Origin of the sequence: Cohnella lupini, from assembly GCF_003386205.1 — a bacterium.
Classification (GTDB): Bacteria; Bacillota; Bacilli; order Paenibacillales; family Paenibacillaceae; genus Cohnella; species Cohnella lupini.
Map to the genome: position 1 here is coordinate 562,601 of NZ_QRDY01000002.1, position 11,244 is coordinate 573,844.

Genomic DNA, 11,244 nt, shown 5'->3' on the forward strand with positions numbered 1-11,244 from the left:
GCCCATGCGGGCAGGGCTTTTTTTCTTCAAGTCCTTGGTACATTTCGGCGTTTCCTGATATAGTATACATGAACACATCATCGGAGGGATTTCATGCTTAGAAAACGCTTCGGCAACTTGGATTCCATTGGTGCGGGCAAAGCATCTAAGGATCAATTCGACCGTTGGCGTGAGGATCGCTTCCGCAAGCTCCGCAACAAGGGCTACGATAATTGCGTTCCCAGCGTGGCGCCAGACTTACGATTTCTTCAGCATAACCGAAGCGAGCCGTCCATAACTTGGATCGGACACTCGACGTTTCTTATACAAATGGCGGGCCTGAACATCGTCACGGATCCCGTGTGGGCGCGTCGAATGGCATTTCAGAAGAGGCTGGCACCGCCAGGCATCGAATTATCGGACATGCCTTCGGTAGACGTCGTGCTCATCTCTCACGCCCATTACGACCATCTCCACGTCTCCTCCCTGCGAAGGCTAAGAGGTCCCAAGAAAATGATCGTGCCCGCCGGGTTGCGTCGCAAACTCATGCTGCGAGGCTTCTTGCAGTCGCAAGAACTTCATTGGTGGGAGGATACGTCGTTTCACGGGGTGAAGTTCACCTTCGTTCCCGCGCAGCATTGGACGCGTCGCAATCCTTGGGACATGAATACTTCCCACTGGGGCGGATGGGTATTGCAAATCGATCACGGTCCGACGATCTATTTCGCGGGCGATAGCGGTTATTTCCGCGGGTTCAGCGAGATCGGACGAAGATTCAACATCGACGTCGCCTTGCTTCCTATCGGTGCTTATGATCCCGAGTGGTTCATGGCCTCCCAGCACGTTAGCCCCGAAGAAGCGCTTCAAGCGTTCTTGGATGTTAAAGCCAAGTATTTCGTACCCATGCATTACGGTGCATTCAAGCTTTCGGACGACACGCCGGCGGAAGCCTTGCAACGCTTGGAAACGGCTAGAGCAAGCCTCGGCATTCCGGAGGAGAAATTATTGTTGCTTCAGCACGGCGAGACAATGCGTTTCGAAAGCCATAATTCAGAAACCCCCAAAGAAAAGGATGGATTAGACTCATGATTACCGTATCCGGCATTAGCCTGCGTTTCGGCAAACGCCCCCTGTTCGAAGATGTTAATATCAAATTCACGCCAGGCAACTGCTACGGCCTGATCGGCGCGAACGGAGCGGGTAAATCCACGTTCCTCAAAATTCTTTCCGGAGAAGTGGAGTCCAGTTCCGGAGAAGTACACATCACGCCCGGAGAACGATTCGCGGTATTGAAGCAGAACCATTACGAGTACGATGAGTTCAACGTGCTCGAGACGGTCATTATGGGCCATGATCGCCTATACAAAGTAATGAAAGAGAAAGACGCTATCTATATGAAGGAAAACTTCTCCGACGAAGACGGCATGCGCGCGGGCGAGCTCGAGGCGGATTTCGCGGAAATGAACGGCTGGGAAGCGGAGAGCGAAGCGGCAGGCATGCTGAACGGTCTCGGTATCACGACGGAGCTCCACGACAAGAAGATGGCTGAGCTTAGCGGCAACGAGAAGGTTCGCGTATTGTTGGCGCAAGCCTTGTTCGGCAGCCCTAATATTCTGCTTCTCGATGAGCCTACCAACCATTTGGACCTCGTGTCCATCAACTGGCTGGAAGAGTTTCTCTCCCGTTACGAAGGCACCGTTATCGTCGTATCCCATGACCGGCATTTCCTGAACCAAGTGTGTACGCATATCGCGGATATCGACTTCGGCAAAATTCAGATGTACGTGGGTAACTACGACTTCTGGTACGAGTCCAGTCAATTGGCGATGAAGCTCATGCGCGACCAGAACAAGAAAAAAGAAGACAAGATCAAAGAGCTTCAGGAGTTCGTTCAGCGGTTTTCCGCGAACAAATCCAAAGCGAAGCAAGCGACCAGCCGTAAGAAATCGCTCGACAAAATTACGCTCGACGATATCCGTCCTTCCAACCGCAAATATCCGTTCATTAACTTTAAGCCCGAGCGCGAAGTAGGCAAACAAGTCGTAACGGTAGAGAACTTATCCGCGTCCATCGACGGAGCGAAGGTATTAAACGGTATCAACTTCGTCGTGAATAAAGGCGATAAGATCGCATTGGTTGGACCTTACGGCCACGCGAAAACATTGCTGTTCCAAATCCTCATCGGAGAAAAAGAACCCGAAGAGGGCTCAGTTTCGTGGGGCGTTACGGCGGTTAAAGCTTATTTCCCTAAAGAAAATTCCGATTATTTCGACGGGGTAGACTTGAATCTGGTAGATTGGCTGCGGCAATACACCAAAGATCCCGACGAATCCTTCATCCGCGGATTCCTTGGCCGGATGCTGTTCTCCGGCGATGAAGCGCTGAAGAAGGGCTCGGTCCTGTCCGGGGGAGAAAAGGTGCGTTGCATGCTTTCCCGCATGATGCTAACGAACGGAAACGTGCTTCTTCTCGACGAGCCTACCAACCATTTGGACTTGGAGTCCATCACGGCTCTCAATAACGGACTGATCGATTTCGACGGGCCGATCATCTTCACCTCCCATGACCATCAGTTCATGCAAACGATCGCTAATAGGATCATCGAGATTACTCCGAACGGAGTCATCGATCGGATGATGACCTTCGACGAGTACTTGGAGCATCCTGAAGTGCAGGCTCTACGCGCCAAAATGATACCCGAAGAAGATAGATAAGTCTTGATCGCGCCTGCCGGCTAATCGGCAGGCGTTTTTTTTGTATTATCGGAAGAAGTATGAAGTACTATCCCAAAGACGGCGAAGTAGGTAATAGAAATTAAGCCATTAGCTCCAATAACGATGATTATCATTCTATTTACCTTGGGTTCACCTTTGACAGCTCTTTGATCAGATCGTACCTCATAGCACATTCTAATCGCAGGATACGTTTCGCGTTCATAATCTAAGGTTAAACTATTGCGATGATAGAAACGACTAGCGTCCGTCTTTAATGAAATAAGGAGGTTTGGGTTATGGATGTCTACGGGGATATCAAGCAAGGGGAAAAGGGAGCCTGGGTTAGCATCGCGGCTTATTTGGTCCTCTCTTCTTTGAAACTGGCCGCAGGCTGGTTGTTCTCTTCGGAGGCGTTAACCGCGGACGGGTTCAATAACACGACCGATATCGTGGCTTCCGTTGCCGTGCTTATCGGCCTCCGAATCTCTCGCAAACCTCCCGATCAGGATCATCCGTACGGACACTTGAGAGCGGAGACGATAGCCGCGTTAATCGCATCCTTCATCATGGGTACGGTCGGCTTGCAAGTATTGATCGCGGCAGGGAAAAACTTATGGAAAGGGGAGTTCGTCTCCCCGGACTTAAACGCCGGTTGGGTCGCTATCGGCGCAGCCGCTATAATGTTCGGCATATACGCCTATAACGTCAGACTCGCCAGACGCATTAACAACCAAGCGTTATTGGCGGCGGCGCAAGACAATCGTTCGGATGCTCTCGTCAGCATCGGGGCGGCAATCGGCATTTTCGGCTCCAAGCTAGGCATTCCCTGGCTGGACGGAGTAGCCGCGATCGCCGTCGGCCTCATCATACTCAGAACCGCATGGGTCATCTTCACGACGTCGACGTTAGCTTTAACCGACGGTTTCGACGTCAAACAGTTAATGAGCCTCCGGACGACGATCGAGCAGACGAAGGGCGTGAAAGCCATCAAGGACATTCGGGCGCGAATTCACGGCAGCACGGTTCTAGTAGATGTCGTAGTCGTCGTTAATCCGTCTATATCATTGGTTGAAAGCCACGAGATATCGGATATGATCGAAAGACGGATGAAGAGAAAGCACGATATCGAGAACGTCCATGTCCATGTGGAGCCCGAGGAAGCACGCGAATAGATTTCCCCGTCTGCGTGAAACTTCCTAGTATGACGTGGTAAATAAAGTCTATCGTCGCAGAAGCCGTGCCTGTTTTCCCGTGATTGACGGTACTTCCCATACTCAGTGCCTAGGTCCGCGTGGAACTCTATTCCTATAGCGGGAAAAGGGTCTGAGATTGGCGACTCATGGAAGTAGGCTTAATCCCTCCTATAATGGACAAGAAGGGGCGTATGACGCCCCAATCTAAAGTTCCATTGGAGGAAGAGACAGTTGAGAAAAGGAATGCTATTGTTACTGGCATCATTGTTACTGCTTGCGTTCATTCCGTCGTTAGCCGCAGCCGCTCAGCAGGGAAATGCGGAAGTCGTATCCTCTGTTAGCTTTCGTTCAGGACCTAGCACGTCCGCGAGCGTACTGAAATATTTGAAAGCCGGAGAATCCGTAACCGTATTGGAACAGCCGAATAGCTATTGGTTGAAGGTGAGGGATAGCAAAGGTGCAGTCGGCTATATTTCATCGAGCGATAAATACGTTGACTATAACCCGGACGAAGGGAATTCCGGTGCTAACGCGGTTGTCGTGTCTTCGGTTTCTTTTCGCAAGGAGCCGTCGACGAACGGAGCGCGTATTCGTTATCTTCAGAAAAACGAACAAATCGTGATTACGAGCGTAGTGAATAGCTACTGGTACGCTGCCAAGGATGCTTCGGGCGTTGCCGGATTCGTGAGCAGTTCCAAGGAATACTTAAAGCTAACGGCGGCGTTGCCACAGAACCCAGTTCCGACACCAACACCAACACCAACACCAACACCAACGCCAACGCCAACGCCAACACCAACACCAACACCAACACCAACACCAACACCAACACCAACACCAACACCAACACCGACACCGACACCGACACCGACACCGACACCGACACCGACACCAACGCCAACACCAACGCCAACTCCAATGCCTAGTGGGAGCCAGCAAGTCGAGCTAGTCATCGCGGCAGGTCTCAAGTACCTGGGAACGCCGTACGAGTTCGGTTCGGATCGGAATAATACGAAGACGTTCGATTGCTCCGACTTCGTACGCCAAGCGTTCAAGGACGCGCTTAAAATAACGCTGCCGGCGAGTTCAAGCACGCAAGGAACGTACGTGCGCGGGAAGAAATCGGTGACGACGGATTGGCATTCGCTGAAACGCGGGGACCTTATGTTCTTCATGGATTACAAGGGAACGAAAGCATCGAGCTACAAAGACAAGAAGCCATTCTCCGAGAAGGTATCGCACGTGGGCATCTATCTCGGTAATGGTCAGATACTGCAGACGTATTCGGTCGAGTCCGGCGGGGTCCGGATCGATAATATCGCAGGGAAGCATTGGGAGTTCAGGTTCCTATACGGCGGTAGCGCGCTTTAATATTGTGACTAATATAAAGAGCCCGCGGACTCTCCACCCAGGAGCGTCTTGCGGACTCTTTTTCGTATCGTCGATATTCAATTCCGCATGACTGACTGATCTGAGCCGGATCTACTCCATCAACGCCAGTACCGCCTCCGAGCACTTAGCCGGGTGATATTCCGCGTTGCGCAGGGCAAGCAGCGTATCGCGATGCCGGTAGGCCGCGTAAGGCTCTTGAATCAGGCGGAACCAGCGGTCGATCGTGTCGTTGTTCTTCATAAGCTCTCCGAACCCATGGGTCACGAAGTAATCGGCATTCTCTTCTTCTTGACCAGGGATAGGCTCGTAGAACAGCATCGGGATCCCTTTCGCCATGCCTTCCGTGCAGGTCATGCCCCCCGGCTTGGTCACGAGCAGATCCGAGACGTCCATCAGTTTGCTGATTTCCTTCGTATATCCGAGAACGTGAACGTTCTCATGCTGAAAGCGCGGATCGGAGAGCAGCTTTTCTTTGGCTTTCTCGTTGTTCCCCATGCAGAGGATGAGTTGAACCCGGTCCGCGTAAGCAGCCATATACTCCACGAGCTCTTCGCCGTATAGAAGACCCCAACCTCCGCCCATAATGAGAACGGTCGGCATGTCCTTTAATTGGAATTGCGAGAGGATTTCAGCCCGATCGTGCGGATGCCAGAAATTCGGATGGACGGGTATGCCCGTCACTTCTATGGAAGTTGGAGGCACGCCCCGTGCGATGAGTTTGTTCCTAACGGCGGGGGTACTGACCAAATAAGTATTGACTTCGGGATTTGTCCAAGTGGCATGGGCATCGTAATCGGTAATGAGCGTATACAAAGGGACATCGAGACCCAGCCTTTTTAATCGGCTGACTACGGCGTTGGGGATCGGATGGGTACACACGATGGAATCCGGCTTTAGTTGGCGGACGACGTCCGCTACTTGATTGTAGAATAACCTGTGCAGCGCGAATTGCGTCATTCTGTTCAGTGATTTATGATAGCCGCTACGGTACATTTTCCCGACCAGCTTGGGCTGTTTGCTTACGGTTTTGCGATAAGCGGACAATATCAGGGGGCCGATAATGGGATTAAGAAAAGTACCCAACTCAATGACGCGCGTTTGGATTCTCGGCGAGAGCTGACGCAATCCAACTGCGAGCGCATATGCGGCTTGCGTATGTCCGGTACCGAAACCTTCGGAAAGCAGCAGAACTCGTTTTTTACGCATAAGAAATAATCCTCCACTTTACCTACTTCCATATTACGCTGAAGCGGGACTCGGAACAAGTGGTACAATGAGAAGAAACTAGCTAAAGGAGGAAATGATTACAATGGACGAAGTCGATTCCATCCCGGAAATTGTGAAAATTTCGTATAAAACAGGAGATTATGTCGGAGAAGCTTGCGAGCGCGATGATCGGCGGGTTTTGGTAAAGGTGCTTGCGGTGCTTCAACATCCTACCCAAGGCGATCTGCACAGTTCTTACGACCCGGACGCGGCAATATTTCATGAACGAAGGGCGCTCGCTTACACGGAGAAGGTATGGGTACCGATCCAAACCGCGCATAGGTATACAGGAGCAATTCCGGAATACCGCCAGTCATTGAACACGGCGCTCGGAATCGAAATGGAGAAGATCGACAGGTTAAAGCGTTGGTCGGAGCTCTCGTTGGAGAAGCTTGAAACGTTAAGGAAAGATTACGGATTATAATAAAACGAGTTCGTTCCTTATCGGGACGTTGCGGTTAATTTTAGGAAGGCTGCCTTCTAGTCCATCGGACCTAAGGGGTAGCCTTTTTTAGTTAGAAAGATGAGAAATTCCGATTATGTCTTCACGATTCATGCGCCAAAGCCGTTATAAAAGGAGAATGATCATAAGAATAAGCATCTATGGAGGATCCGTTTACAAATGAAAATGTGGAACAATACTGCGAAACATCAGTCACTGTCGTCCCGTCCCAGCAGCATTTATAATCGAATTCTCTCGATATTCTTGGTTTTTGCTTTAGTTAGCGCCCTGTTCGCCGGAGCCGTATCCGCGGCGGACGAAGTCGTGACTGACGTCGACATCACATCGGATTCGCCCGACGGCAAGCTCTTCGTAGAGGACAATACGATTATCCTCAAGGCCTATGCGGACATTTCCGGCATTACGGCGGCCAGAGACGTGACCGAGGACGCGGTCTGGTCATCCACGTCTAGCTCGGTAAAGGTAGTCAAGGGTGTCGTTACGGCAACCGGCGCGGTCACTTCCGCAACGATTACGGCCAAATATAAAGAAAAGACGGATACCTATAGCGTTTCGTCCGAATATTATTATTCCGATCTTAAGCTGAAAGTAAATTCCACAGAAGATAAAGAAACGCTGGACGTAAATCTTGGACCGGATATTAAGTTCACGGCAGAGGCGATCAGAGCGGGGAGCACGTTGGATATCACTTCAACGGCCGTATGGACGACTTCGGATGCGGACGTAGCTACGGTGACCAAGGGCACCGTTAAGTTACTTACGGCAGGAAAAGTAACGATTACGGTCAAATCGAAGGGCAAAACCGATTCCATCGTTTTGACGGTAGCATCGCCTTATTCGAAAATACTCATTACGAACTCCGTGACGGGAGCTGCTTATACCGCTCCGATCGAAATGGTAGTCGGCGGCGGGGATTTGAATTTGAGCGCAAAAGCGGAATTGAAGTCCGGAGTAAAGCCGGACGAGGATATTACCTCGACGGCGACATGGACAAGCAGCTCTCCCGTCGTTAAGGTCGACGACAAAGGTAAAATCACCGCGGTCGGAGCAGGAGCGGCAGTCATTACCGTTAACCGCTACGGTTTATCGGGAACCGTAACGGTTATTGTGAGAACGGAATTCGAGGCATTGAAAATTACGCCCGAAAAGCCTATTTACGTTACCGTGTCCGGATCGAAAGTGGAATTGGAAGCAACCGCATATACCGGCTTGAAACAAGAAGTGGTGTCCATGAACACGGATTGGAAAATCGCGGATGCGGAACAAGCCTTTGCCGTCATATTAAAAGATACAGTTACGAATAAAGTCTATGTTGTACCTAAAGCCGTGGGCACTGCCAAAATCACGGCAAGTTACAAAGGGCTATCGAAAGACATATCAATTACCGTGTTGCCATCGATCAGCACCATAGAGATTTCGAAGGAAAAGTTGGATGTATTCGTGGAAGACACCGAAGCACTCCCGGCGGTTTCCGGCAAGACGTTGATCGGAGATAAGCTGGATGTCGGCAAATTGGTGGAATGGACGTCCAGCGATAACGATATCGTATCCATTGAGGATGGCAAATGGAAGGCGTTAAAGAACGGCTCGGTAACCTTGACGGCCAAAGCGGAAACAGCCGGGGCGCCTATCTTGGATACTATCGTCATCAACGTTAACAACAAAATATTGGCCTTGATCCCCTCCGCGGATACGATTAGCGTAGTGATCGGCAAGGAAGTCGATTTCCCGGTCGTTCAGCTAATTTACGAGAACGGGGACGAAGAGCCCATCTCCGACAAAATCGAATGGAAGTCTTCGACGCCGAACTTGCTGGTCAAACCTACGAAGCTTAAAGGCTTGCTGGCGGCCACGGCTACGCTGACCGGAACGTATTTGGGTAAAACGGTCAAAGTCAAAGTGACCGTCGAGGAGGAATTCACTTCGTTCCTGATCGCTCCGACCAAAGTCAGCGTGACTTTGAATCGATCGCAATCCATTAAAGTAACGGGAACGACGAAGAGCGGAAAGAAAGTGACGTTAGGTTCCCGGATCGACTGGAAATCCTCGAACGAAGAGCTTGTTTCCATCAATGGCTCTTCTGCCAAAGGACTTGCGGAAGGCAGCGGCAAGCTTACCGCAACGGTTCAAGGCAAAACGCTAGAGATTCCTTTTGTCGTTACGGCAAAGCTGACTAAGCTTACCGCTTCCGATACTTCGTTCAAATCCGCAATAGGCGATCAAATCAGCATTAGCGTCACCGCTAACTACGAGAACGGCAAGACGGCCAGCGTAGCATCGCAAGCCGCGTGGACGACGTCGAAGGCATCCGTCGCCACCGTTATCGACGGCAGGATATCGGTCGTCGGTAAAGGCAGCGCGTCCATTAAAGGATTGTTCGGCGGTAAATACGTGACGATTCGCATTTCGGTTAAGTAGGAGGAAGGTGAAATCATGAGTAGCATTAGCGGATTAGGAGTCGCCGGTCTTAAGCAACAGGTTGGACTGGCGGTTCTTGCTAAGTCCCTCGACGTGGTGCAAGCCAATGGCCAACAGCTCATTCAAATGATGCAACAAAGCGTGCAGCCGAACGTTGGCGGCAACCTCGATATCAAAGTCTAAAGCGAATAAAAACGGGCTTCCTCAAATTCGCGAGGGAAGCCCGTTTTATTTGCTTAATATGGGAATGCTAGTCGTACTTGTTTAGGAATTGATAAATGCGGTCAGCAGTTGCTTGCGGAAAACCACCTGGAAATCCAAACCTTCGCTGATGACCGCGAGCGGCACGTAGGTTTTTAGTTCTTTGCCCGACTGCTGAAAGTAAGCCGGCGTATCCAGCGGCTGAACGGCGCCGTTCACCTGAATCGTTTTGGCTCCGATGGTAAGGACGACTTTCCTTCCGTTCTTAGAGAAGGAAGCGGTTTTCGTTTTCTGGTTCCAAATGAATTCGGCATCCACGGCATCGGCGACGTCCCGAATGGCCAAGAAGGTCGTATTCTTCACGATAACGGCTTTGTTAGGAGATTCGGCGCCGTTAATGACGACGGATATCGGAACGCCTTTGGCTCTTGGTGCCGGGTTCAAATATTGCTTCCAGACGACATCGGCGAAGACTTGCGCGATGGTCTCGTATCCCGCCTGAGTCGGGTGGGTATCCATCTCGAGCGGATTGAGATGGGTAAGAAACGGATCGCCCTTAAACTTCGAAGATACGTGCGCGATTTGCAAAGGGATTCCCTTTTTGTTGAGATTATCTTTGAACAGATCCAGCTTTTCGGCGACTTCGTCCGCCAATTTGGCTATATCCCCGTATAGAGATATCTCGGTTCTCAGCGGATTGTATTGGTCGGCCAAAACGATTTGAGCATTCGGAGCGAGTTTATGCAAAATAGTCATCATTTCATCTAAATCTTCTGTATATTTATTCATTGTTTTAACGAAGCTGTCCTGTATAATTTGACGTGCTGCATCTACTGACTGGTCCTTGGCCGCATTTATGATCGGGCCGAAATCGTTCGCTCCGATCGTCATTACGACGAGATTCGCGTTGGTCAAGTCCTTTGCGAGCTGCGGTGCTCTCGCCGCAACGCTATTAGCTTGATCGTCCACTCCGTCCGGGTACATAGAGAAATCCTGCAAATCAACCGCGGTTAGCGGCTTGGATTCGGCTGAACCTTTAAGTAAATTAACGAGCCCAGGCGTAGTCAATCCCATAATGGCGTAATTGGCAAACTCCGATCTGGAGTGAAAGAGAGATTGCTCGTATAGGCGATCGGCATAACCGTAAGCGACTGAGCTTAAATCCATGCCGGGCTCGTACCCCACGCTGATCGAGTCTCCTAGCGCCACGATGCGGTAAATTTCTTGCCCCTTGGGATCGTTGACGGCAGCACCGGCGGAAGATGCCAGACCTACTGCCACAACCGCCGATAGCATGAATACTAGCGGTTTACGTAATCGAGATTTCATAAAAGCTGTTTCCTCCCTTAATTCTTCATTGTTAGACACTTCGCATAGCATTGCTTATCGACATCATAAAAATATTAAATTGCCATTCTTCTCGCGAGGGTGGTAAAATAATTGAATAATAAAATGAATAATTATGAATTTCCGCCGTTACTAGTCCTCGAATACCTCCCGATCCCCGGATGTTTCCCGTTGCGTCTCTCCAGCATCTTATATTCTAGGTCATTTGGGATGGGATTTGAAGCCGATATTGCTTAATTTTCCTCAAACACTGCGTAAAGAAAGGTTGATA

At 50.4% G+C, this 11,244-nt stretch carries 9 protein-coding genes; 7 read left to right on the plus strand and 2 right to left on the minus strand.

All coding sequences use genetic code 11. The features are described 5' to 3' along the window. Positions 1–93: 93 nt before the first annotated feature. The 4 genes from DFP95_RS06560 (at position 94) to DFP95_RS06575 (ending at position 5,257) form a co-directional block, all read left to right on the plus strand. On the plus strand, positions 94–1,068 hold the full coding sequence (locus tag DFP95_RS06560; RefSeq protein ID WP_115991762.1) for an MBL fold metallo-hydrolase: 975 nt from the start codon (positions 94–96) through the stop codon (positions 1,066–1,068). After that, positions 1,065–2,693 (plus strand): ABC-F family ATP-binding cassette domain-containing protein, encoded by a 1,629-nt coding sequence (locus tag DFP95_RS06565; RefSeq protein ID WP_115991763.1) that lies wholly within the window; start codon positions 1,065–1,067, stop codon positions 2,691–2,693. The genes DFP95_RS06560 and DFP95_RS06565 overlap by 4 nt, the downstream gene beginning before the upstream one ends. Before the next feature lie 296 nt (positions 2,694–2,989). Then, complete coding sequence (locus tag DFP95_RS06570; protein ID WP_115991764.1) at positions 2,990–3,865, plus strand: cation diffusion facilitator family transporter; 876 nt, start codon at positions 2,990–2,992, stop codon at positions 3,863–3,865. Positions 3,866–4,117: 252 nt separating this feature from the next. Continuing rightward, complete coding sequence (locus DFP95_RS06575; protein WP_115991765.1) at positions 4,118–5,257, plus strand: C40 family peptidase; 1,140 nt, start codon at positions 4,118–4,120, stop codon at positions 5,255–5,257. A gap of 111 nt (positions 5,258–5,368) precedes the next feature. Here DFP95_RS06575 and DFP95_RS06580 read toward each other — a convergent pair whose 3' ends face one another. Then, positions 5,369–6,484 (minus strand): MGDG synthase family glycosyltransferase, encoded by a 1,116-nt coding sequence (locus DFP95_RS06580; protein WP_115991766.1) that lies wholly within the window; start codon positions 6,482–6,484, stop codon positions 5,369–5,371. A gap of 103 nt (positions 6,485–6,587) precedes the next feature. Between DFP95_RS06580 and kapB the strand changes: the two genes are divergently transcribed. From kapB to DFP95_RS06595, 3 genes are all read left to right on the plus strand, one after another. Then, a complete protein-coding gene (gene kapB / locus DFP95_RS06585) occupies positions 6,588–6,968 on the plus strand; it encodes a sporulation phosphorelay system protein KapB (RefSeq protein ID WP_115991767.1) in 381 nt (126 codons plus the stop codon). Between the two features lie 198 nt (positions 6,969–7,166). Beyond that, complete coding sequence (locus tag DFP95_RS06590) at positions 7,167–9,425, plus strand: hypothetical protein (RefSeq protein ID WP_115991768.1); 2,259 nt, start codon at positions 7,167–7,169, stop codon at positions 9,423–9,425. Positions 9,426–9,440: 15 nt separating this feature from the next. Further along, positions 9,441–9,608: a YjfB family protein gene (locus tag DFP95_RS06595; RefSeq protein WP_115991769.1), complete on the plus strand. Its 168-nt coding sequence runs from the start codon at positions 9,441–9,443 to the stop codon at positions 9,606–9,608. 81 nt (positions 9,609–9,689) lie between these two features. Here DFP95_RS06595 and DFP95_RS06600 read toward each other — a convergent pair whose 3' ends face one another. Continuing rightward, positions 9,690–10,955, minus strand: coding sequence for an SGNH/GDSL hydrolase family protein (locus tag DFP95_RS06600; RefSeq protein ID WP_181907293.1), 1,266 nt, complete (start codon positions 10,953–10,955; stop codon positions 9,690–9,692). Positions 10,956–11,244 lie beyond the last annotated feature (289 nt).